This is a genomic window from Sulfitobacter pontiacus (assembly GCF_040790665.1).
GTDB lineage: Bacteria > Pseudomonadota > Alphaproteobacteria > Rhodobacterales > Rhodobacteraceae > Sulfitobacter > Sulfitobacter pontiacus.
This window is the reverse complement of record NZ_CP160849.1, coordinates 1,789,982-1,812,463: the sequence shown is the minus strand read 5'-3', so window position 1 is coordinate 1,812,463 and position 22,482 is coordinate 1,789,982. Positions and strand designations below refer to the sequence as shown.

Below are 22,482 nucleotides of genomic sequence, written 5' to 3'. Positions count from 1 at the left end.
TATGTGCTCAATTACTCGGGTGACCAGTTACCGCCGCCCCTGCCCCCGTCGCGATCTTCAGCGTGGCCCAGGCCTGCGCCGCTTCATTCGTGGCCGAGGCCGCCGAGATCCTTGCGGCATTGGTATTCCGGTCGGTTTCCAGCAGGTTCAACAGCGTGATGGCACCGTTTCGATAATTCTCCTGTGCCAATGTCAGCGCCCGGCCGTAGTCGCTGGCGGCGGTTCGCAGCAGCTGCGCCCTCTGGCGCGCGCGGGTGAGGTTGGACTGTGCGACTTGGACATCCTCGACCGCTTCGTTGATCGAGGCCCGCCAAGCGATCTCGGCCTGCCGTGCGACAGAGAGTTGCGCGTCACGGCTGGCTTTCAAGAGGCCCTGATTGAATACTGGAAGGGACAATTGCGGCCCGAAACTCCACGCATCTGTGGCGTCCGTGCGGCCCACCGTTCCGGACAGGGACAAGGCCGGGTAAAGCGCGGCCTCGGCGACGCCCACGTTGGCAACGGCAGCGGCCAAATCGGCTTCGGCGCTGCGCACATCGGGCCTATTGCGAAGCAGGTCCGCAGGTACGCCGGTGCGCGCACCCCCGGGGCTGGAGAGTTGGGGCGCACCTTTTTGCATCTGTGCCTTGATCGGGCCCGCGGGTTCATTCAGCAGTGTCGCAATGGCGTAGACATTTGCGTCAAACAAGGCGGCGAACTGCGGCAAATCGGCCCGCGCCGTCGAAAGCAAGGCCTGCGCTTCGGCCACTTCATATTCGGTGGCCGCGCCCGCATCGAACTGGCTTCGGGTGATGCTCACCGTCTCTTCGCGCGTAGCGATGGCGGTGCGCGTCAAGGCCATCGCCTCTTGGTAATAGCGCGCGTCGGAATAGGCAGCGATAAGTTCGGCCAGCCATGCAAGACGAACGGTCTCTTCCTCCGCCCGGGCGGCAGTAAGCGAAGCAACAGCGGCCTCGCGCTCGCGCCGGATACCACCGAAGAGATCAATCACCAGCGAGGCACCCAAAGACCCGCTTTCGACGGTGCTCGTACCGCTGGTGCCGTCGCCACCGGATGTGGTCACTGATCCGGTCAGCGATCCGTCCGCCGCAGCGTTAACCCCGGTTGTGCGCAACTCAGCTTGCGCTTGGCGTATGCGCTCACCCGCAGCGATCACATCAAGGTTTTGGGCAAGACCCCGTGCAATGAAACTCGTGAGGATCGAGTCTTTATAGTTCAGCCACCACTGCTGGGTGGCTACCGCGCCGATCTGCTCTGCATTGCCACCGACAAACCGGGTTTCCATGGCCACTTCGGGGCGCTGGTAATCAGTGCCGACAGCACAGCCCGCGACAAGCAGACCCAGTACGAGATAGTAAGGTTTCACTGAGCTTTCTCCACTCGCTTACGGAAAATTTCTGTTGTTCGGATTACGGCGACGTAGAAGACCGGCACCATCACGATCCCGATGACCGCCGAAAAGATGATCCCGCCGAGCATCCCCGTCCCGATGGATTTTTGCGCATTGGCCCCTGCCCCGGAGGCGAGCACCAGCGGCATGATGCCAAAACCAAAGGCAAGGGAGGTCATTAGGATGGGGCGCAGACGCTGGCGCGCTGCCATGACGGTGGCTTCCAGCAATACTTTGCCTTCCGCCCGTAGGGATTCCGCGAACTCAACGATCAGAATGGCATTTCGCGCCGCAAGGCCGATCGTGGTAAGCAAGCCTACCTTGAAATAGACGTCGTTCGACTGTCCGAAATACCACGTTGTCACCAGCGCCCCCAGAATGCCCACGGGCACCGAAAGCATCACCGCAAAAGGCACGGCCCAGCTTTCGTAGAGGGCGGCGAGACAGAGAAAGACGACCAGCGCCGAGATCGTATAGAGAATGGCTTCCTGATCGCCGGACAACCGTTCCTGATAGCTCAGCCCTGTCCAGGCCGAGGCGTAGGACCCGTCCAGATCAGCGGTAAGCTGTTCCATCACCTCCATCGCATCGCCCGAACTGATGCCCGCTGCCGCTTCGCCGGAAAGCTCCAGCGCGCGGGTGCCGCCATAGCGCGACAGTTTGGGCGTGATAGTTTCCCATTCGCGGCTGATAAAGGCCGACAGTGGCACCATCTCCGAACTGTCGTTCCGCACATACCAATGATCTATGTCGTCAGGCTGCATGCGCCAGTCCGCACCGCCCTGCACAATGACCTCGCGCAGGTTATTGCCCAGCGGGAAATCGTTGACATAGGTGCCAGAAAACACGGTCGCGAGCATGGCGTTCACGCTCGACAAAGACACGCCCAAAGCCTCGGCCTTCTGCTGGTCGATACGCAATTTCAACGACGGTTCCGTCGCAGCATCATTGCCGCGCAGGTTGGTCACGCGACCGTCAGCAAGCCCTGCCGCGACCAGTTTATCTGCGGCATCGCTTAGCGCTTCCTGACCCGCGCCCGACTGATCGACGAGGTACATTGCAAAGCCCGAAGAGGTACCCAGCCCCGGAATGGCAGGCGGTTGAAGAACAAAGATGCTGCCCAGTCGGGACTGGAAGAACTTGCCATTGGCCCGCATCATCAGATCAGCCGCATCAAGCCCAGGACGCTCTTCGTAGTCCTTGAGCCTGATGAACATCATCCCGTAGTTCTGACCAGACCCCCCGAAACTGTATCCGACATTGGCAAAGACGCCATCGACCATTTCGGTCTCTTCGGTCAGCAAGTATTGCTCGATCTGTTCAATCGTGTTGGCTGTCTGCTGAACTGTCGATCCCTGAGGCAGTTCGATCATGGTCATAAGCACGCCCTGATCTTCGGTCGGCAGGAACGACGACGGCAGACGGTCGTAGACCCAATAAGCGCCAAATCCGACGAGGGCCAATACCACCACCATACGGAAAGGCCGCATGGACAACCGCCCGACAAGCGAAGCATAGCCACCCGTCAGACGGTCAAGGCCGCCATTGAACCAGCGCAGCGGAAGCAGAGGCTTCTTGTCATGGTTAGGTTTGAGAAGCTGCGCGCACATTGCAGGCGTAAGGATCAGGGCGACGAAAAGCGACAGCACCATCGCCGAAATAATCGTGACCGAGAACTGTTTGTAGATGACCCCCGTCGACCCATCCATGAAGGCCATCGGCAGGAACACAGCAGAAAGCACCATCACGATCCCGATGAGCGCCGAGGAAATCTCCCCCATACTCTTTTCCGTGGCGGCGACGGCGTCCAACCCCTCTTCTTCCATCACCCGTTCGACGTTCTCGACGACAACAATCGCGTCATCGACCAACAGACCAATGGCCAAGACCAATGCGAACATGGAAAGGGTGTTGATTGACATGCCGAAGGCAGACAGCACGCCGAAGGTGCCCAACAACACCACCGGCACGGCGATGGTCGGGATGATCGTGGCCCGCCAGCTTTGCAAGAAAAGGAAGATGACAAGAAAGACGAGGACAATCGCCTCGATCAACGTCTCATAGACTTGGTCGATGGATTCCTCGACGAAGGGCGAGGTGTCATAGGGATATTCGACCACTACGCCCTCGGGCAACGCGGAAGAAAGATTGCCCACCACGTCCCGCACCGCTTCGGCGGTATCCACCGCATTGGCACCGGTGGAAAGGTTCACCGCAAAGCCCGCCGCCGGATGACCATTAAAGCGGCTTACACTGCCGTAGTCCTCTTCGGCGAGTTCGATCGTGGCGACATCGGCAAGGTAAATGGCCGACCCGTCCGTATTGGTCTTCAGCAGGATGTTCCGAAAGTCCTCAACCGTTTCAAGCTGGGACTGCGCCGACAGGGAGACCGTGAACTGCTGACCTTTCACCACCGGCTGTTCACCCAGACTGCCGACCGTCACGTTCGTGTTCTGCTCGGATACGGCCGTGGTCACGTCCGAAGATGTCAGTTGATACTGGAACAGCTTTTCGGGGTTCAACCAAATGCGCATTGCGTATTCGGTGCCGAAAACATTGATCGACCCCACCCCCGCCGTGCGCTGTACCGGGTCTTCAATCGTGCTGCTCAGCAGGTCGCCCAGTTCAAGCGAGGTATAGCTGCCGTCTTCGCTGACAAGCGCCCCGACCATCAGGACCGAGTCCGTCGAGCGGGAGACGGAAACGCCCTGGCTCGTCACGATGTCGGGCAGCTGCGATTCGACCAGTTGCAGTTTGTTCTGGACCTGCACCTGCGCCATGTCAGGATCAATACTGTCATCAAAGGTCAGCGATACACTCGCCGCCCCTTCGCTGGAGGATGATGTCATATAGGTGAGCCCGTCCAACCCCGTCAGCCCGTCCTCGATGACAGTGGTGACCGAATTCTCCACCGTTGCGGCCGAGGCCCCGGTATAGGTGGCGGAAATTCGAACGGTGGTGGGCGCGATATCAGGATACTGCGAGATCGGCAGACCCGTCATACTGAAAGCGCCCAGCAACATGGTGGCAATCGCCAGAACCCAAGCAAAAACAGGGCGGTGGATGAAGAAACGCGCCATCAATCAATCCTCCGCCGCGGGGGCAGCGATATCCCGAGAAACGCCATCCTCGTCGATCGTCACGGCCACGGGGCTGACCTCTTGCCCTGCGCGGACGGATGAAAGGCCGTCCACAACGAGCCGATCCCCATCGTTCAGCCCCTCACGCACGATCCATGCGTTCTGATAGGTACCGTCATCTTCGAGAGTCACCTGTTCGGCCTTGCCGTCTTCACCGATAACATACGCAGTCAGTTTACCTGAGTTGCCACGCGTCGCTGCACGCTGCGGAACAAGGTAGGCTTGCATCGTGCCAAGCACGATTTCCCCCCGCACAAACATGCCCGGAAGGATAATGTGGTCCGGGTTGTCAAAGGTGAAACGGATGGTCACGGTTCCGGTGGAGGTCGAGACATTGTTACCCGGCGTGACCAACTGCCCGGTTCCACGATAGATGTCGCCGTTCTCTAACGTCAATGTCGCTTGAAGGGTGTCGTTTTGTTGCAGATCACCTTCGGCAATGGCGCTGCGCACCGACAGGATACGCGCGCTTGCCTCCATCATATCCACATAGATCGGATCTGAGGTGACGATGCTCGTCAAAGCGTCGGCCTGCCCAGCCGTAACCAAATCCCCCACCGAAACGGTTGATACATCTGCACGCCCGGCGATCGGGCTGGTCATCGTCGTCCACGACAGCTCGGTCTCGGCATATTCAACCGCCGCTTTGTTTGCATCAAGCGTGGCCTTTGCTTCGGCCAGACTGGCACGCGCCGCTTCGACCTCTGCCTCGGTGTAGCCGCGTCCGGAGAGTTGTTCGGCGCGGTCATAGGCCGCCTGCTTCACAGGCAGGTTGGCTTCGGCAGTGGCCAGATTGGCACGGGCTGTCGCGACAGCCGCGAGATAGGAGGCATCGTCGATCCGGAAAAGCGGGTCCCCGACCTCAAGCAATTGTCCGGGCGTGTAGAGGATCTCTTTGACCACACCGCCGACACGCGGGCGCACTTCAACGTCTTGAAACGCAACGGCCCGGCCCGGCGTGGTCACAATGCGTGGGATTTCCTCCATCTGAATGTCGATCACACCTACTTCAAGCGGCCCCGCCGCGGGCATGCCATCGGGAGGGCCGCCCTGCGCGCTCGCCATCGTGGCAGCCCCCGCGAACGCAAGCGCTGCGCCAAACATTTTCCAAACGCCGATTTTCATGTGCTTCTCGATCCTTGACTATCCAGCAGGTTTGGTGCCTTGTAGGCAGATGTTGCACAGTGCGCAAGGAATTCAGACATGACAGTTTCGTTACGAGAGCGAAGACGACAGCAGACGGCACGTGAGATTCAGCTGGCGACGCTGGATTTGGCCGTTAAAAAAGGGTTAGAGAATGTGACGACCGAGGAGATCGCTGCGACAACTGGCATCAGCACGCGCACTTTCTTCAACTACTATACCAACAAGGAAACGGCTGCGGTTGGGGCCCCGCCCCCCTTTTCGGAGGCTGCGAAAGAAGCGTTACGCAGCGGAAACGGACCGCTCGCGGACGATCTCAAGATGTTCTTGGATCAACACTTCGCCGCGCTGACCAATGATGAACCTATTCTCAAGATGATCGGCACGGTTCTGCGTTCAAACGAAAGAGCGAGAGGTATTCTGCAAGGGTTTCTCATGATGGAGCGCAGAGAGCTTACAGAATGCCTGAGCCAGCGCGTTAAGAACCCGCAAGCCGCCGCTGCACTTGCAAATTACACGACCGACGCCGTGGGCAGGGCAATCTTCCTCTGGGAGCACGGGGAAGGACTGTCACTGGGTGCCGCGTTGGACACAGTTTGGGAAGGAACAATCGCTGCGGCGGCCCTATTGACGCCGCCGTCCTGATTTCTTTCCGAGCGTTACGTTCGGGCACTTCGGGCGAAGGAGTTTGATTTCGGCGACAACCCTTTGCCGAAGGCAGTCCGGGTGCCGAACGATCAGGCGAAGGTTTCCGCCACTATTTCTTTCGCGAACCCAGCGTCCAACACCCCGCGGTTCAGCAAGCGATACCAGAACGCGCCATGTATCAAGGCCGACAGTGTCTCCACGTTCCGCCCCGGCGAAAGCTCTCCGCGGTCCTGCGCCCGGCGGAGCAAAGCGGTGATCAAAGCTCGTAGGGTGTCCCCGTCGATGCGCAAGTGTTCGAAAATACGGATCAGGAAATCTTCGAGCAAGGTCCGACAATCCTCTGCCCCGTCCCAAGAAGGTTCAGCGGCATAGGTGTTGCTCTGCTCAAAAACGGCTTCGAGGACAAGGTCAGCCTTCGTATTCCAGCGGTTGTAGAGCGTTTGGCGCGCCACGCCAGCCTGCTCGATGATTTCCGAAACCGAGATTTTCTCATAGCCCAGTTCCCGAACCCGACGTAGAGCCACAGCCTTCAATGCCGTGCTGGCGTCTTGATTTGCGGGCCGCCCGCTTGGCCTTTTTCCTGACATGCACAGTTCCTGTTCATAGATGCAGAATAGTCCGTGATTGATCACTAGACGGCCGTCCACTAATTGCCAATAGACCGCAGTCTAATATTATTGTCGGAGCCGAGCTGTCACAGATTTCCCTTATCCCAAAACGGGCCTTTGCCGTTACCGCCACCTTGGGCCTTTTGTCCCTCTTTCCCCCATTGGCCACCGATATGTACCTCGCCCCACTCGGTGAGCTCGCGGCCTCCATGAACGCCACCCATACGGCCGCTGAACTTTCGCTTTCGATTTTCTTCCTCGGCCTCTGTGTCGGGCAGATCTTCATTGGCCCATTGGCTGATACTGACCTGGGCGACACAATCGCGGCAACCAACAGACCTCGTGCTGCAAGCCCTTCTGATGGCTGTCTTGCGACGCAAACCTAAGCGACGCGTCCTGATCCACACGGATCAAGGCTTGACGAATATAGGAGCTTCAATGCGATCGTTGAGAGCTTCTTCAAGCTGCTCAAACGGGAACACGTACGGCGTCGAACATATTAAACCCGCGAGCAGGCCAGACAGGACATCTTCGACTACATCGAAATGTTCTATAACCCGAAACTCAAACATGTCAGAAACCGTATGCTGTCGCCTGTCGACTTCGAAAACAGACAGTTCAATGTGAACCAAGAAGGTGTCTAGGGAACTAGGGGCTATGCACCTTGTGAGCAACTTTGCACTTGCAGCAAATGACCGCTTCTCGTCGAAGATGTCAGTCGATACGAACGGCCCAAAGCCGACATTTGCCCAAGTCCTTCGATGCGGCGGTTGCAGCACACATTGCCGACCTTTGCTGCAAGAGCAAAACGTGATGCGGGCCGAACTGACCCAACGCGGGACAAAGCTGCCACGTAGCCACTTAAACTGGATCTCCTCTCCGACACCCGGATGCTCGCGAGGAGCCTGGCCTTGGATGGTAGTTCAAATGGTTTCGGTTCCGCTGAGCGACGCATTGGCGGACCCGAAATTATCGGAAGCTATGACTGGGGCTGGGGCTGGGGCTGAGGCAAACGGCGGGTGGGCCGCCCTTACAAGGGGAGCGACAGTTGCACGGGTTTGAACAGCCGGTGGTCTTTGGTCGTGGCCTGCGCCCGCAGAACCACCATCGCAGCGGCGCGGGCGTCTTCGCCTGCGTCATGGTGGTGAAAGTCAAGGTTCAGCACCTGTTTCAGTTTGCCCAGACCGTGGCCGCCGTTGCCCTTCAATTCGGGCCATGCCTTGCGCGCGATGGTCACGCTGTCGTGCCATGTCAGGTGTGGCCGCGGAAGGCCCTGCGCTTTGCATGCGGCGTTGATCGCATGTTCATCGAACCTGCTGTGCTGCACCATCGGGTGGCGTGACAGCAACGGCCAGATTTGGGGCCAGACCTGCGCAAAGCTTCCGGCACCGCGCACAGTCTCCGGCCCAATCCCGTGCAGGTCAACATTGAAGGGCGCGAACGGCATAAGCGGGTCGACATAGGTGGACCATGTAAAAATGCTGTCATCAAAGCCAACGCAGGCGATCCCGATCTGGCAAATACTGGCGCTGTCGCCACAGGCGGTTTCGACATCCAGTGCAATGAACTGGAAATCACCTACGGGCAGAGGCGGAATCAATCCGATGTTCCCCGAAGCCGGGCTTTCAACACAGCGATGAGCATGTCAGACGCCGCGCGCAATTCCGCGACATCCCCTGTCAGACGGGAGTAGGACCAAATACCCTGCACCGAGATCATGATATAGCGCGCAAGCGCCTCGATTTCGGCATCACTCAATGAGCCATGATCCCCATTCTCATGGGCCAGCACCTTGCGAAAGCCTGCTGTCAGTCGATCGCTATGCGCGCGCAGCTTTTGGCGGGTTTCCTGCGCATCTTCAGGGATCTGGGGCAGTGTGTTGCCCACAAGGCATCCCTTACCAAAGCCGCCCGAGTCCTCGAAACGCGCCAGAAGGTTATCGAAATACTTTTGAATGCCCTCGATTCCCGCGCCTTCGGCCTCGACCGGCGCAAAGGCTGGAGTGACGACGGTGTCCTGGTATCTGTCGAGACAGGCGTGGAACAGATCCTCCTTGCCGCCAAAATCGCTGTAGATTCCAGCTCGGCTCACGCCGGTTTCGCGCACCAGATCGCCCATGGAAACAACGTGAAAACCAGTCTTCCAGAACGTTTTGAGCGCACTGTCCAACAGGTTTTCGCGGGTTTGAGATTTCGTTCTTGGCATTTTTGACCTTGTTTTAGAATGATCGTTCTTCTGCATCTACCCCGACTCAAACACAAGCCCGAGGTACTCGCATGACTACGTCTTTCCGCGACAAAAAGAAATTTGCCACCGTCCATGGTAAGCAGATGGCCTATATCGAAGAAGGGTCCGGCGATCCGATTGTCTTCCTGCATGGCAATCCGATGTCGTCTTATCTGTGGCGCAATGTGATGCCCCACCTTGCCGGGAAAGGCAGGCTGATCGCGCCAGACCTGATTGGCATGGGCGATAGTGACAAGCTCGATAATTCTGGCCCGGACAGCTATACCTTCGTCGAACACCGCAAATATCTGTTTGCTTTGCTTGAGCAATTGGGCGTCACCGCCAACGTCACACTGGTCATCCATGACTGGGGTTCCGGTTTGGGTTTCTATTGGGCACATACGCATCCCGAGGCCGTCAAAGGCATTGCCTTCATGGAAGCAATCGTCGAAACCCGTGATAGCTGGGACCAGTTTCCCGACCGCGCCCGTGAAATGTTCCAAGCCCTACGCTCGCCTGCTGGCGAGGAGATGGTTCTTGAAAAGAACCTCTTTGTCGAAGCGCTGGTTCCCGGTTCCATCCTGCGGGATTTGACCGAAGAAGAAATGAACGAATACCGCCGCCCCTTCGCCAACGCAGGCGAAGATCGCCGCCCCACATTGACATGGCCGCGTCAGATCCCGATTGAAGGGCAGCCAGCAGATGTGACGGAAATCGTCGATGCCTATGTCGACTGGCTTGGCAAGACATCAATTCCCAAGCTCTTCGTCAATGCGGACCCCGGCGTGCTGATCACGGGGGCGGTACGTGACCGTGTGCGCAGTTGGCCCAATATCACCGAAGTGACTGTGCCCGGATTGCACTTCATTCAGGAAGACGCCCCGGACGAGATCGGTGTAGCCGTGCGTGATTGGCACGCCAGCTTGTAACCCCACCAGTTGTACCGGGCGCGGACCACAATCGACCGCCGCAGCAGTCGGCTTTCTACACAATGGCTCGGATGAGCCTGCAGCGGCAGCCGAGCTTGCCGCTGCAACTCTCGCAGCTGATTTGCCAAAATCATCGGCAGGTTTTCCCAATAACTGAACGACACAAAGGGCCACCGGCACGTTCAAGAAATTCATCTTCGGCACTGCGTTGCTGAACTTTCTCTTTGCGCCAATGATCATCGGGCAGGCTGTGCAAATGCCCAACCCTGCGAATTTCGTGTTTTCCTTCACGCTTGCGGGTTTCTTCATCATGGCCGCATCATTGTTGATCTGGGCAACCCGCGATCTTGTCGCGCGCGCACCCGTTGTGTTCTGGAGCGCTATATCGCGTTTGGCTGCAATCACGGCTGTGCTCTACGCCGTGCCAAACGGGTTGGCTGATCCGTCGCAATACGCCTTTGTATTGTTCGATGGCTTGGTCAGTTTGATCTATATCGTTGAGTCTCTTCGCGTCACAGGTCGTTCGATGCTCGATTTCCTGCTGTGGCGGATCGCATGAGACCTGATTGCTCAGGCGCCATATTGGTTCATCATCATATCAACCGACTGGTCAATCATGGCGTCCATTTCGTCAGGACTGACCAAGGGTGCCCCCAACATGAACGGCCAAAACGCCTTGCCCTTCAACAATGATATGAACTCTTCTGCCGCTTGTCGGGGGTTTGGGATCGTCAGCACCCCGTCGGCGGCGGCCTCTTTGAACAACTGTTCAAATGATGCCGTATAGTCGACTTCATTCTGGATTTCCCTGACAAGTTCCGGATCCCGCAGGATCTCAGTCATCAACATCTTGTTGGCGTTCATGACTTCGGGCGACGTGTAAAGTCGCGCCTGCGCACGTCCCATCTCAATCAGTTGCTCTCGGATATCCATGCCGGGCTGGTAGCTGACCTTCAGGTTGTCCGCGATGACCCTCCATTGGCGCAGCATCAGGGTTTGGAAGAGCACTTCCTTGCTTTCAAAATACCGATACACGGTGCGCTTGGACGCACCGGCCCGCTTGGAGATTCGGTCCATGCTGGCCGCAAGGAACCCATTCTCGCAGAATTCATCAAACGCGCCTTGCAGGATCGAGCCACGCTTATCTACCGAATTTTCAGCCACTTCACTCATTCTGTCGGTCTACACACCACTTCCAGGAATTGCCATTTTTTTTGGCTTGGTAAACTTGCGGGTTTACCTGTGACTCTTTACGCCACATAAGTACACCGACCAGTTTACCCACATTCCAATCGTATTGCCAGATGGAGATTGACCATGACTATCAAGCTAAAAATTAACGGGGCCGAACGCTCTGTCGAAGCAGAACCGGGCACACCATTGCTGTGGGTGATCCGGGACGAACTGAAGCTGACCGGCACCAAATTCGGCTGCGGCGTCGCGTCGTGCGGCGCTTGCACCGTGCATGTCGACGGCGAACCGACCCGGTCGTGCCAGACCTATATCGAAGACGTCGAAGGTGCTGAAGTTTCCACCATCGAAGCGATTGGCGATGACAAGATCGGTGCCGCAGTACAGCAAGCCTGGAAAGAGCTCGACGTGGTGCAATGCGGGTACTGCCAATCTGGTCAGATCATGTCTGCGGTGGGCCTGTTGAAAGAAACGCCAAAGCCAACGGTGGAAGAGATTGACGCCTACATGGACGGAAATGCCTGCCGCTGTGCCACCTATCAACGTATCCGCGCCGGTATCCAGCGCGCCGCAGACATCGTGGAGGGTTAAGCCATGACCATCAACACATCCCGCCGCAGTTTCCTCAAAGGTGCAGGTGCGGCCGTTGCCGTTCTGGCCGTTGGGATTGACCCCAAGGGCGCGCTTGCCGCGTCGACGTCGGAGGCCGGCACAGCCATCACGCCCTTCGTGAAAATCTATGCCGATGGTACCGTTGCAGCCATCATCAAGCGCTTTGAAGGCGGGCAAGGCACCTCTACGGGCCTGTCCACGCTGATCGCGGAAGAGCTGAACATGGAGCTTAGCGATATCACCTTCGAAACGGCCCCGTCAGATACCGCCGTTTACAACAACCTGTTCTTTGGCGCGCTGCAGGGCACGGGCGGATCGACCGCAATGGCCAATTCGTTCATGCAATATCGCACCGCAGGCGCGGCCGCGCGTGACGTATTATTGCAAGCCGCGGCCAAGGATTGGGACGTGGACGTCTCTGAGCTGACACTTGCCAATGGCGTCATTTCAGGCGCGGGCAAAGAGGGCCAGATCGGTGAGTTTATCTCCACCGCTGTGCAGATCGCGGTGCCGGTCGAGCCCGTCCTGAAGGCCCCCGAAGACTGGACCCAGATCGGCAACACCCAAAAAGCGCGCCGCGACAGCGACGACAAGGTTAACGGCGAAGGCATCTATGGCATGGATATCCAACTGGATAACCAGATGGTTGCCGCAATCAAACGCATTCCGCAATACGGCGCAACTGTCGCGTCGTTCGACGATAGCGCCGCCAAGGACGTCACGGGATTTATCATGGCCAAGGCGCTGCCCAACGGCGCGGGCGTGGTGGCCTATGCCGAAAATACCTGGGCCGCGTTTCAAGCGCGCGACGCGATCGAGGTGGAGTGGGATTTGAGCAAGGCCGAAACCCGCAGCAGCGACGAGATCAAGCAACAGCTACTGGCAGCTGTGAACACTGATCCGCAGTGGCAAGCATCCGAAACGACATTGGATGCGACGACCGCAGCGTTGCAAGGTGCCGCCCAAGTCGTAGAGCGCGAATTCTTCCTGCCGATGCTTGCTCATGCAACGATGGAGCCCCTGTCGGCCACAATCGCAGCCACCGAAGACGGCGGCGTGATCATGTATGACGGTGCGCAGGGGCCCACCATGAACCACGCCACGATGCACCAGATCCTTGGCATCCCGATGGACAAGATTCAGGTCAAAACCCTTTATGCAGGCGGGTTCTTTGGCCGTCGCTTCAACGCGGGTGCGGACTATATCGTAGAAACGACACTCGCCTTTTCGATGACCGACCAGACCCGCCCGGTTAAACTGGTCTGGTCCCGCGAAGATGACCTGTCTGGCGGCTGGTACCGCCCGGCCTATGCGCACAAGGTGCGTGTCGGTCTGGACGATGCGGGCAAGATTGTTGGCTGGGATCACCGCGTGGCGGGTCAATCCATTGCAAAAGATGGGCCATTTGACGCTTTCTATGTCAAAGACGGTGTTGACATCTCTTCGGTGGAAGGGACGGCAGAAAATCCATATGCGATCCCCGGAATGCACATCGGCTTGACGGACGCGGCTCCGACAACAACCGTCAACTATTGGCGTTCCGTCGGTCACAGCCATAACGCCTATGTCATGGAAACCATGATGGATGTGGCCGCCGCCGCAGCCGGTCAGGATCCCGTCAGCTTCCGTCTTGCGTATTTGCCCGGCGACACAGTCGATCAAAAACGCAAAGCTGACGTCCTGAAACTGGCTGCCGAGAATGCCGGGTTTGGCAAGCCGTTGCCCGACGGGCATTTCCACGGTGTGGCCGTTCACAAATCCTTTGGCACATACTGTGCGCAGATCTGCGAAATCTCGATCGACGAAGATGACTATGTTCAGATCGAGAAATACACCGCCGCCGTCGACTGTGGCGTGGCAGTGAACCCCGACGTCGTCAAAGCCCAGGTCGAAGGGGCGATCGGCTTTGGCGTCGGTCACATCATGCGCGATCAGATCACGCTGGATGGCGGCGTCGTAGTGCAGCAAAACTTCCCCGACTACGAACCGCTGCGGATGCGCGACATCAAGTCCATCGAGGTGCATATCGTCAAGACAAACGAAGCACCCTCAGGCATTGGCGAGCCGGGCACACCGCCGGCGGGTCCAGCGCTCGCCAACGCAATCGCAGCCTCCGGGCGTGATCTGGTGACCCACCTGCCGATGATCGAAAACGGTGTGGATTTCGCCTGACGACCCTTTAGACCGCCGCAGCCATAGGGGTGCGGCGGTCTATCAATACCGGCTCCACAACCTTGCACGCGACACTGCGTCCCGCGCGGTTCAGAGCTCCTCTTCAAGCTATAACCATAAATGCGCCACCACTGAGTGCCTGCTTCTGGCTGTGTTTCAATGGCGGGTTCCAAGATGCTCTACCATAGAAGCGCAATTGCAGAGAACTTCCGCAATACGCCCTACCTACCGCAAGACGTAAGCGCCCCATAAGAGACATTCGTCACTGCAATCGGTGCCGCACTGACCGATGACGGAATCCAAGATCTGCCGGAAATGATCCGCGCCGCTCGCATCACCGACAAAACATGGCATCCTTCGCGCATCGTTCCCGGAAGGGCTGGCACTATCGAACCTACTTAGCAGCATCATTTCGAAAGGCGACCATAAAGCCCCTTATTTGCCGCAATAGCAGGATCGGAAACCGTAGCGTCCTGTAGCAATTCAGGCCTCTCAAGGGCAAGAAAGCCGCGAGATACCCTTATTTCCTTGGGACAATCAGCTATATTCAGAGATTTAAATGGTGCCCAGGGGCGGAATCGAACCACCGACACGAGGATTTTCAATCCACTGCTCTACCCCTGAGCTACCCGGGCACCGGAGACCACCGCAGTGGTCGGGTGTGCGGGTTCTAGGAGTTTGCGGCGGGGGTGTCCAGAGGGTTTTGCCATGTTTGGCAAAGGTTTTTTCGGAAAGTTCTAATGCGGCTTGTCGGGCGCGTTCAAAGCGGCCTCGGTGGCTTCGATTGCGGCCTCGATATCCTCGGGGTCGCGGCTGGGGGTCGCGTAGCTGCCGTTCAGCCACTTGGCCAGATCCACGTCAGCGCAGCGCCTGGAACAGAAGGGGCGATACTTGGGAGAGGCTTCACGGTCGCAGATCGGGCAGGTCACTTTAGCACCTCGGCCAAAGGCATACGGGCGCGTTTGCGTTGCAGTTCGTAGTGGCCCAGCGGGGTCCAGCCGACCAGCGTCGTTTCCACGTCATCGGCGCGGAAGGCCTGGCGCAACGCGGTCTCGAACGGGCGGCGATCTTTTTTGGGCATGGGCGCAAGGTCAAGCGTGATCTGCCCGCCCAACCCGCGCAGACGCAGGGCACGGGGCAAGGCGCGGGCACAGGCCATATTCGCTTTGATCCCGGCAGCAAGGGACACGTCCGCACCGGTGTTCACATCAACGGCCACCAACGCACGGGTAGGTTCCACAAACATAAAGGCACCACCGTCAAGCGCGACGCGCGGCTGCGAGAGGCTGTCGACAGTGTCCAACACGCCATGGGTTTCAAAACCACCGGGGTCGGTCACGACGTCGGCGGGCGCGACCCAGTCGCGCCAGGCCAGAATATGCGGACCATCGCCTTCGGACAGGACCTCCATGTCGGTGGATGGGTCGTCCAATACCTTGTCCGCCAGCGCCAGCATCGCGTCGATATCATCGGCGATGTCATCGGCATCCGCGCCAGCGCAAGAGGACCGGAGAATCAGGCCATGTGCGGCCCCGTCGGACGCTTCATGCGCGATTTCGAGCAGCCGGTCCCGTTCTTCCTCGTCGCGGATACTGCGCGAGATATTGGTGCCGGGTGCGCCCGGCGTCACGATGGCATAGCGGCTTTTGAACAGCAGCTTCTGGGTGACGGGAACGGCCTTGCCGGGTTCAGCATAGCCGGACACCTGCACAAGAATGGGTTGCCCCGGTGCGAGCCCCTTGATCTGGCGCAGAAACGCAGAGCCGTCGGGCGTTTTTAGGAACATCCCCCCCTGCCCCTTGACCGGACGATCCGCGATGGCGCGGTAGATCGTGCCGGGGCGCGGGCCGTCGCTGTCGATCAGAAGGTCATCCAGCTTGCCGTCCACGATCAGCGCGGCGGCTTCGATGTCGCCAAAATGGTCCAGAACGATCGTACGGCCCTTCATGAGGTCTCTCCTGCGAAAACATATCCTGCAGCACGCAGCAGGTTTGCGGTTTCGGCCAGTGGCAGGCCGACAATGCCGGTGAATGATCCGCTGATCCACGGGATAAGGGCTCCTGCCGGGCCCTGAATACCATAGCCGCCGGCTTTGCCCTGCCAGTCACCGGTTGCCAGATAGGCCGTGATCTCGGCGTCTGACAGTCGTTTCATGCGGACGGTGCTGACCACATCGCGCTGCCACAGCTTGTCGCCGCGCTTGACCGCGACGGCCGTGATGACCTTGTGGCGACGCCCCGACATGAGGCGCAGGAAACGGATCGTCTCTGCTTCATCCGCGGGCTTGCCCAGGATTCGCCGCCCCACAGCGACGGTGGTATCGGCACACAGCACGATATCATCGGCCCCCGCCTGCACCGCGGCGGCTTTTTCACGGGCCATACGCGCACAATAGGGGCGCGGCAGTTCGGCGGTATGGGGGGTTTCATCGATATCGGGCGCGCGAATATCGTCAGGCACAACGCCGATTTGCGCCAGCAATTCCTTGCGGCGCGGACTTCCTGATCCGAGGATAAAACTCATATGCGATCCTAGATCGCTGCCCGAAAACCACTAGGTGATTCTCGGAAAAGCGTATTATTTAAAGCGGTAATTGATCCGGCCTTTGCTCAGATCATAGGGGGTCATTTCCACCTGTACCTTATCGCCAGCCAGAACACGGATGCGGTTCTTGCGCATCTTTCCTGCCGTATGTGCGATGATCTCATGGCCGTTTTCAAGCTCGACCCGGAACGTCGCGTTCGGCAGAAGTTCTTTCACGATACCGGGGAATTCGAGCGTGTCTTCCTTGGCCATGGTCTCTCCTTGAACACTTTGCCCTGCAATTTCAGGACGCAGGCTTAAATGGGCGCAATTTTCCCTTTTTTCAAGGGGTATTCACATCAAAGGCACGTTTATGGCCGTTGCGTCACGCCCGAACTGATCCTCCCAGTGGTTTCGATTCAAAACCACCCCGTCCGCACGCACGCGGCTGATCTGGGCGATGTCGACCTCGGCGAAGGTCCAGCCGGGCACGTTGATCTCTGCGGCGGCAAGGACACCGGTGGATGGAAAGCCCACATCCGGCGGGCAGAAGATGCCGCCTGCCCCGTAAGATGTGCCAAGCGCCTCTGACCAATCCGCAGGGCCGATGCAGGATGACATGGCCGTAACGCATTGATTTTCCAGTGCCCGCGCCATGGATCCGATGCGGACACGCCAATATCCTGCCAGCGCCTCGGTCACGCTCGGCACGGCGATGATGTCACAATCGGCAAGTGCACGGCCCAGCAGGGGAAACTCGCTATCATAGCAGATGAGGATGCTGATCTTGCCCAATGTTGTCTCGAAGATGCGCAGAGGCTCCCCGCCGACGACGCCCCAGACCTCGCGTTCGAATCGGGTCATGATCTGCTTGTCCTGCACCCCGACTTGACCTGAAGGGGTGATCAGACGCGCGCGGTTCACCGGACGCGCGGCGGCAGGCGTCACCGCGGGCCCCGATGCCGCAACGATATGCACGCCATATTCCGCCGCCAGTTTTTGATGCGCCGCATCCGCATCCGCCAACCGGTCAGAGACCGCAAACAGCGACGCCTCAAGATTGCCCGCCACGTCAAGGCCAGCGAGCGTCGCAAGCTCCATCGCGCCATATTCGGGAAAAACCAACAGCTCTGCCCCGCTGGCGGCCGCCGTTGCGACCCAGCCTGCAAGCTTGTCTTCATATTGCGCCCAGCTGGTCAGGACATCCAGCGGGTATGCGGCGGTTGCGATTTTCATGGGGCCTCCGGGTGCGTGGTTTCCCTTATGGTGCGCCGCGCGCGGCCAAGCTTCAAGTACCGCCACCCCACCCCACGGCTCATTTCACTTTTGTGAAACTATGGGCGCATGATCCGGGACAAGCTTGCCAATTTATCGGGCATGCTTCACAAAATTGGAAAGAACGAAGAGGTCTAGCACCATGATCAAAAAGGGCATCACCCTGCGCGGTATAGAGGTGTTCGAGGCGCTGGCCAGCCGTGGATCGGTCGCACAGGCCGCCGCACTGACAGGGTTAAGCCAACCCGCCGTGAGCCAGCAGATCAGCAACCTCGAAGCCGCCATAGGCACCGCCCTGATCGACCATAGCACGCGCCCCATGCGCCTGACCGCGGCGGGCGAAAGCTTTCTGCGTCACAGCGGCGCGGCGCTGACCCATATCCGGCTCGCGCAATCCGAGCTGACGGTCATGGATCTTGCCAACCTCAGCGACCTGAGCCTTGGCGTGATCGACGACTTTGACAACGATGTCACCCCGCGTCTGGCGACCCTACTGGCCGACAGTATGGCGGGCTGTCGCTTTCGCATGGTAACCGACGGCAGCAAGGGGCTGATCCAGTCGGTGCAGGACAAATCGCTTCATATCGCCATTGCGGCCACCAGTGGGGATGCAAAAAGCGGGCTGATCGAGATTCCGCTGGCACGCGATCCCTTTGTTATCGTCACCCCCGCCAGCTTTGACGGCGACAGCGCCGCGCTGATGACGGGGCGATCCGCCCTGCCCTTCGTTAAATACGCGGCAGACCAGTTGATCGCCGACCAGATCAACAACCATCTGACGCGCAGCAATATCACCCTGCCCTCGCAATTCGAGATCGGCAGCCATCTCGCCCTGATGGCGATGGTGGCACGGGGCATCGGCTGGGCCATCACGACGCCCTTCGGCTATTGCCGCGCAGAGCGGTTTCACCAGCAGCTTGCGGTGCACCCGCTCCCCACGCCCGGATTAACGCGACAAATCTCGCTGTTTGCGGGGTCAGACTGGACGGGGCCGGTGCCGCAGAATATTGCCGACACGATGCGGCAACTGCTTCGGTCCCACATGATCGCGCCGACGGTGGCGCAGTTGCCGTGGCTTTCTTCCAGCTTCGAGGCGCTAGAGGGCTGACCGCTTGCGCAAAAGCTGCGTGGCTGGTTCACTTGTCGCGTATAACAAAGGGGCTGACATGAGCAAGATCGTCATTCTGACCGGCGCGGGCATTTCTGCGGAAAGCGGCATTGATACCTTCCGCGCCGAAGACGGGCTTTGGGCGCAGCACCGGGTCGAGGACGTCGCCACTCCCGAAGGCTTTGCCCGCGACCCGCAACTGGTGGTCGATTTCTATAACGGTCGCCGCAAACAGGCGGCAGAGGTATCACCGAACGCGGCGCATCAAGCGCTGGCCAGACTGCAGGCGAATTATGCCGGACAGGTGGTGATTGTGACGCAGAATGTCGATGATCTGCACGAACAGGGCGGCGCGCGGGTGATCCATATGCACGGCGCGCTGAATTCAGCGCTCTGCGCTGCCTGCGACCACCGTTGGCCTGCGCCTATGGTCATGGCCGTCGGTGATCCCTGCCCCGCCTGCAATGCCTCAGCCGCGCGGCCCGACATCGTGTGGTTCGGCGAAATGCCCTATGACATGGACGAGATTTTTGACCATCTGGCCGAGGCCGATATCTTTGCAGCCATCGGCACCTCTGGCAACGTCTACCCCGCCGCCGGTTTCGTGGCAGAGGCGCGGCGCAATGGGGCCCATACGGTAGAGCTGAACCTCGAACGTTCTGCCGTGGGGAACCAGTTCGCCGAGCACCGCACCGGTCCGGCGACACGTGTGGTCACAGATTGGGTGGTGGAACTCTTGGGCACCCCACCCCAGCAGCGGCCCGCGTTTTAACACAGATCGGGCCGCTACCATTCATGGGTGTGAAAAGGCTCAGTCTTTCGGCATCTCGTGACCGGTGTGATCCATATCACCGCGGTCGTGCTTCATCTTGCCATGGCTCGGCTTGCGGTCCTGATCGACCATCACCTCGATCTCGACCGCACCGGCCTTTTCGAACTCAAGTGTGACGGGCACCATCGCGCCCTGCTCCAGCGGGCCTTTCAGGCCCATGAACATCAGGTGGTCGCCGCCGCGTTTGAAGGCATGCATTTCATCCGCCGCAATGGCCACGCCGCCTTCGATCTCGCCCATCCGCATGACGCCATTGTCGTCAGAGGTGTGGGAATGCAGCTCGACCTTCTCGGCCACGTCGGAGAACGCCCCGATCAAACGGTCATCCGCGCCAGAGTGGTTCATCACCACCATAAACGCCGCACCGGAGGTGGATTTCGCGGTCGAGCTGCGGATGTAGGCGTCATCCACCATGATGCCTTCGGCAGCGAGAGGGGCGGAAAAGAGAAACAATGCGCAGACAGCGCGGGTCAGCAAAGCAGGTGTCATTGGTATATCCTGTCGTCATATTCAAAATGTCTGTGAAGGGTGTGGCTCAGACAGTGACAGGCGGGGCCCTTGGGTCATGGCGCGTTTTACGTCGCGGCACATCGGCAGTCAGGACATGCACCGCCGGCGCGACAAAGGTCACGATCCGCATCGGTGCGGCCGCCAGAACCACCGCGCCTGCCATTGCAACGTTAAGTGCCGAATCGGGGCAGATATGCGGGGCCGAGGTCGGCTTGCCCTGCGCATCCACATAAATTGCCACAGGGCCCGCACCGGTGCACAACACCATCTGCCCCGTCGCCGCAGAGGCCCCGCGCGCGACAGCCATGCTTTGCCCCGTGAGGGCCAGCATCAACGCCAGAACCAAAGCTGAAAGGGAACGCAGGGTCATGGGCCGCACCCTAGACGAAGCGCTTGAAAAAGCACCAGCCCAAAACGACGCAGCCCCAGCCAAGGGCCAGGGCTACAACATCGTAACGATTGGAAAGTCTTACGACAGCGCTTCGGCTGTGGCGCTGGACTTTGCAATTGCTTTCTTAACTTTCAACGCGTTGACGGACAGTTCAGTGTCCTTTGCCTTCGCCATGAACTTGTCCAAGCCACCGCGGTGGTCAACAGTGCGCAAAGCAGCTGCCGAGATGCGGAACTTGAAACCGCGGCCCAGTGCTTCGGACTGCAGGGTGACATCGTTCAGGTTTGGCAAGAACCGACGACGTGTACGGTTCTTGGCGTGGCTTACGTTGTTGCCCGTCATCGGGCCTTTTCCGGTCAATTCGCAAACGCGCGACATGGGTCTATCCTTTTGCTGCGGGGCATTTCCGGCGATCCGGTGCAATACCCATATGGGCCGCGCTACGGCAAACCCTGAAATTGGTTTGCTGGCTTTAGGCGGAATCGCGAGCGGGGTCAACCCAAGCCTGCGCGGCAACACACGCTTTTCCTTTTGCATCCGTCGAAAAGATTTGTCATCTGTCGCATATGAATATTCATTCCCGCGCCCTTCTCGTCCATCTGTTCACTGCGACGGGTGCGATTTTCGCCATGCTGGCCATGCTTGCTGCCGCCGACGAACGCTGGGATATGATGTTTCTCTGGCTGGTTGTCGCCTTCTTTGTCGACGGGATCGACGGGCCGCTGGCGCGTAAATACGACGTAAAGACCAACGCGCCGGAATTCGACGGCGTGCTGCTTGATCTGATCATCGATTATCTCACCTATGTGTTTATTCCGGCCTTTGCGCTATTCCATTCCGGCCTCATGGACGGGTGGAGCGGTTGGGTCATGATCATCATCGTCACCTTCGCCAGCGCCATGTATTTCTGCGACACACGCATGAAAACCAAGGATAACTCCTTCTGGGGCTTCCCCGGATGCTGGAACATGCTGGTGCTGGTGCTCTTTGCCCTGTCGCCGCCATGGTGGGTGTCGCTGGTGCTTGTCACGGTCTTGGCCATTACCATGTTCGCCCCGCTGAAATTCGTGCATCCCGTCCGGACAGAGCGTTGGCGCATGGTCACCCTGCCCATGGCATTGGGCTGGACGTTCTTTGCCGGCTGGGCCGCGTGGGTCGATTTCCACCCGCAAAGCTGGGCGCATTGGGGCCTGATCATCACCAGCGTCTATCTGATGTTTGCCGGTGTCGCGCAGCAGTATCTTTACGACCGCGAGGCCTGATAGAGGCGCTCAGGGCCAAAGCAGCGGCACGAAACCTCTAAACTAGATCAGCAGCCCTGCCGCCCCTTCGTGGCGTAGCAGGGCGACCTTGGTCTCTACCCCGCCAGCACCCGAGTATCCGGTCAGCCCCTTAGCCCCCATCACACGGTGGCACGGCACAATGACCGGGACAGGATTCTGCCCGCAGGCCTGCCCCACCACTTGCGCCGGGATCGCCAGTTTGGTCGCGATGTCGCCGTAGGTCACTGTATCGCCAAAGGGGATCGCCGACATCTCGGCGCAGACCGCTTGCAACGTGGCACTTCCGCCAATGCGCAGTGGCAAAGTGAACTGTGTCAGCCGCCCCGCATCATAGGCACGCAGCTGCGCCTCGGCCTCATCCAGCAGCGCGCTTTTGTCTTGGTGAAGGGTATCCTGCCCCCAATGCAGGTGGGTAATCGCGCCCGCATCCTCGGTCACGACCAAGGTGCCAAAGCGCGTGGGGATGCTGCGCCGCTTCACCCGAGCTTCCGGATCAAGCGG

Annotated in this window: 24 protein-coding genes, 1 tRNA gene and 1 pseudogene; 9 read left to right on the top strand and 17 right to left on the bottom strand. The window is 59.1% G+C overall.

The window, feature by feature from the left end:
- Window positions 1-7: 7 nt before the first annotated feature.
- Genes AB1495_RS08890 through AB1495_RS08880 form a run of 3 tightly spaced genes read right to left on the bottom strand, consistent with a single transcriptional unit; the run spans window position 8 to window position 5,655 of the window.
- The gene (locus AB1495_RS08890; protein WP_074635771.1) at window positions 8-1,366 is read right to left on the bottom strand and encodes an efflux transporter outer membrane subunit; all 1,359 of its coding nucleotides are present in this window, start codon (window positions 1,364-1,366) and stop codon (window positions 8-10) included.
- The gene (locus tag AB1495_RS08885; RefSeq protein WP_074635773.1) at window positions 1,363-4,470 is read right to left on the bottom strand and encodes an efflux RND transporter permease subunit; all 3,108 of its coding nucleotides are present in this window, start codon (window positions 4,468-4,470) and stop codon (window positions 1,363-1,365) included. The genes AB1495_RS08890 and AB1495_RS08885 overlap by 4 nt, the downstream gene beginning before the upstream one ends.
- A gap of 3 nt (window positions 4,471-4,473) precedes the next feature.
- Window positions 4,474-5,655 carry an efflux RND transporter periplasmic adaptor subunit gene (locus AB1495_RS08880; RefSeq protein ID WP_074635776.1) on the bottom strand — a complete coding sequence of 394 codons (1,182 nt, stop codon included), beginning with the start codon at window positions 5,653-5,655 and terminating at the stop codon, window positions 4,474-4,476.
- A gap of 78 nt (window positions 5,656-5,733) precedes the next feature.
- Here AB1495_RS08880 and AB1495_RS08875 point away from each other — a divergent pair, with 78 nt between their 5' ends.
- The gene (locus AB1495_RS08875; RefSeq protein WP_074635777.1) at window positions 5,734-6,318 is read left to right on the top strand and encodes a TetR/AcrR family transcriptional regulator; all 585 of its coding nucleotides are present in this window, start codon (window positions 5,734-5,736) and stop codon (window positions 6,316-6,318) included.
- 92 nt (window positions 6,319-6,410) lie between these two features.
- Here AB1495_RS08875 and AB1495_RS08870 read toward each other — a convergent pair whose 3' ends face one another.
- Complete coding sequence (locus tag AB1495_RS08870; protein WP_367581958.1) at window positions 6,411-6,953, bottom strand: TetR/AcrR family transcriptional regulator; 543 nt, start codon at window positions 6,951-6,953, stop codon at window positions 6,411-6,413.
- Window positions 6,954-7,229: 276 nt separating this feature from the next.
- Here AB1495_RS08870 and AB1495_RS08865 point away from each other — a divergent pair.
- Window positions 7,230-7,573 (top strand): annotated as a pseudogene (locus AB1495_RS08865) (IS3 family transposase); the annotation flags it as partial.
- 386 nt (window positions 7,574-7,959) lie between these two features.
- On the opposite strand, the gene AB1495_RS08860 reads toward AB1495_RS08865, so the two are convergent.
- Window positions 7,960-8,529: a 3'-5' exonuclease gene (locus AB1495_RS08860; protein ID WP_244268918.1), complete on the bottom strand. Its 570-nt coding sequence runs from the start codon at window positions 8,527-8,529 to the stop codon at window positions 7,960-7,962.
- The gene (locus tag AB1495_RS08855; protein ID WP_244268920.1) at window positions 8,526-9,170 is read right to left on the bottom strand and encodes a TetR/AcrR family transcriptional regulator; all 645 of its coding nucleotides are present in this window, start codon (window positions 9,168-9,170) and stop codon (window positions 8,526-8,528) included. The genes AB1495_RS08860 and AB1495_RS08855 overlap by 4 nt, the downstream gene beginning before the upstream one ends.
- Before the next feature lie 35 nt (window positions 9,171-9,205).
- Between AB1495_RS08855 and AB1495_RS08850 the strand changes: the two genes are divergently transcribed.
- Together AB1495_RS08850 and AB1495_RS08845 are read left to right on the top strand one after the other, a co-directional pair.
- On the top strand, window positions 9,206-10,084 hold the full coding sequence (locus AB1495_RS08850; protein ID WP_074635783.1) for a haloalkane dehalogenase: 879 nt from the start codon (window positions 9,206-9,208) through the stop codon (window positions 10,082-10,084).
- 256 nt (window positions 10,085-10,340) lie between these two features.
- On the top strand, window positions 10,341-10,643 hold the full coding sequence (locus AB1495_RS08845) for a hypothetical protein (RefSeq protein WP_139283810.1): 303 nt from the start codon (window positions 10,341-10,343) through the stop codon (window positions 10,641-10,643).
- An 11-nt stretch (window positions 10,644-10,654) separates the two neighbouring features.
- On the opposite strand, the gene AB1495_RS08840 is transcribed toward AB1495_RS08845, so the two are convergent.
- Window positions 10,655-11,257 (bottom strand): TetR/AcrR family transcriptional regulator, encoded by a 603-nt coding sequence (locus AB1495_RS08840; RefSeq protein WP_074635787.1) that lies wholly within the window; start codon window positions 11,255-11,257, stop codon window positions 10,655-10,657.
- Between the two features lie 144 nt (window positions 11,258-11,401).
- Between AB1495_RS08840 and AB1495_RS08835 the strand changes: the two genes are divergently transcribed.
- Window positions 11,402-11,866, top strand: coding sequence for a (2Fe-2S)-binding protein (locus AB1495_RS08835; RefSeq protein WP_074635789.1), 465 nt, complete (start codon window positions 11,402-11,404; stop codon window positions 11,864-11,866).
- A 3-nt stretch (window positions 11,867-11,869) separates the two neighbouring features.
- Window positions 11,870-14,059, top strand: coding sequence for a xanthine dehydrogenase family protein molybdopterin-binding subunit (locus AB1495_RS08830; RefSeq protein WP_074635791.1), 2,190 nt, complete (start codon window positions 11,870-11,872; stop codon window positions 14,057-14,059).
- 560 nt (window positions 14,060-14,619) lie between these two features.
- On the opposite strand, the gene AB1495_RS08825 is transcribed toward AB1495_RS08830, so the two are convergent.
- From AB1495_RS08825 to AB1495_RS08800, 6 genes are all read right to left on the bottom strand, one after another.
- Window positions 14,620-14,694, bottom strand: a tRNA-Phe gene (locus tag AB1495_RS08825).
- Window positions 14,695-14,796: 102 nt separating this feature from the next.
- On the bottom strand, window positions 14,797-14,988 hold the full coding sequence (locus tag AB1495_RS08820) for a DNA gyrase inhibitor YacG (protein ID WP_074635793.1): 192 nt from the start codon (window positions 14,986-14,988) through the stop codon (window positions 14,797-14,799).
- Complete coding sequence (locus AB1495_RS08815) at window positions 14,985-16,007, bottom strand: ribonuclease E/G (protein WP_074635795.1); 1,023 nt, start codon at window positions 16,005-16,007, stop codon at window positions 14,985-14,987. The genes AB1495_RS08820 and AB1495_RS08815 overlap by 4 nt, the downstream gene beginning before the upstream one ends.
- Window positions 16,004-16,582, bottom strand: coding sequence for a nucleoside triphosphate pyrophosphatase (locus tag AB1495_RS08810; protein ID WP_074635797.1), 579 nt, complete (start codon window positions 16,580-16,582; stop codon window positions 16,004-16,006). Before AB1495_RS08810 ends, AB1495_RS08815 begins: the two co-directional genes overlap by 4 nt.
- A 54-nt stretch (window positions 16,583-16,636) precedes the next feature.
- The gene (infA, locus tag AB1495_RS08805) at window positions 16,637-16,855 is read right to left on the bottom strand and encodes a translation initiation factor IF-1 (RefSeq protein ID WP_005851736.1); all 219 of its coding nucleotides are present in this window, start codon (window positions 16,853-16,855) and stop codon (window positions 16,637-16,639) included.
- An 81-nt stretch (window positions 16,856-16,936) separates the two neighbouring features.
- Window positions 16,937-17,818, bottom strand: coding sequence for a carbon-nitrogen hydrolase family protein (locus tag AB1495_RS08800; protein WP_009826158.1), 882 nt, complete (start codon window positions 17,816-17,818; stop codon window positions 16,937-16,939).
- 181 nt (window positions 17,819-17,999) lie between these two features.
- Between AB1495_RS08800 and AB1495_RS08795 the strand changes: the two genes are divergently transcribed.
- Both AB1495_RS08795 and AB1495_RS08790 read left to right on the top strand, forming a co-directional pair.
- The gene (locus AB1495_RS08795; RefSeq protein WP_074635798.1) at window positions 18,000-18,965 is read left to right on the top strand and encodes a LysR family transcriptional regulator; all 966 of its coding nucleotides are present in this window, start codon (window positions 18,000-18,002) and stop codon (window positions 18,963-18,965) included.
- 58 nt (window positions 18,966-19,023) lie between these two features.
- The gene (locus AB1495_RS08790; RefSeq protein ID WP_074635800.1) at window positions 19,024-19,737 is read left to right on the top strand and encodes an NAD-dependent deacylase; all 714 of its coding nucleotides are present in this window, start codon (window positions 19,024-19,026) and stop codon (window positions 19,735-19,737) included.
- A gap of 39 nt (window positions 19,738-19,776) precedes the next feature.
- Here AB1495_RS08790 and AB1495_RS08785 read toward each other — a convergent pair whose 3' ends face one another.
- From AB1495_RS08785 to rpmB, 3 genes are all read right to left on the bottom strand, one after another.
- Window positions 19,777-20,286, bottom strand: coding sequence for a copper chaperone PCu(A)C (locus tag AB1495_RS08785; protein ID WP_074635801.1), 510 nt, complete (start codon window positions 20,284-20,286; stop codon window positions 19,777-19,779).
- A 46-nt stretch (window positions 20,287-20,332) separates the two neighbouring features.
- Window positions 20,333-20,677, bottom strand: coding sequence for a hypothetical protein (locus tag AB1495_RS08780; protein ID WP_037965101.1), 345 nt, complete (start codon window positions 20,675-20,677; stop codon window positions 20,333-20,335).
- Between the two features lie 99 nt (window positions 20,678-20,776).
- A complete protein-coding gene (gene rpmB, locus AB1495_RS08775) occupies window positions 20,777-21,076 on the bottom strand; it encodes a 50S ribosomal protein L28 (RefSeq protein ID WP_005851725.1) in 300 nt (99 codons plus the stop codon).
- 188 nt (window positions 21,077-21,264) lie between these two features.
- Between rpmB and AB1495_RS08770 the strand changes: the two genes are divergently transcribed.
- On the top strand, window positions 21,265-21,960 hold the full coding sequence (locus AB1495_RS08770; protein ID WP_074635803.1) for a phosphatidylcholine/phosphatidylserine synthase: 696 nt from the start codon (window positions 21,265-21,267) through the stop codon (window positions 21,958-21,960).
- A 42-nt stretch (window positions 21,961-22,002) separates the two neighbouring features.
- Here the strand turns inward: AB1495_RS08770 and AB1495_RS08765 are convergent, their stop codons facing one another.
- Window positions 22,003-22,461, bottom strand: a complete 459-nt coding sequence (locus AB1495_RS08765) for a methylated-DNA--[protein]-cysteine S-methyltransferase (RefSeq protein ID WP_074635804.1) — start codon at window positions 22,459-22,461, stop codon at window positions 22,003-22,005.
- Window positions 22,462-22,482: the final 21 nt, after the last annotated feature.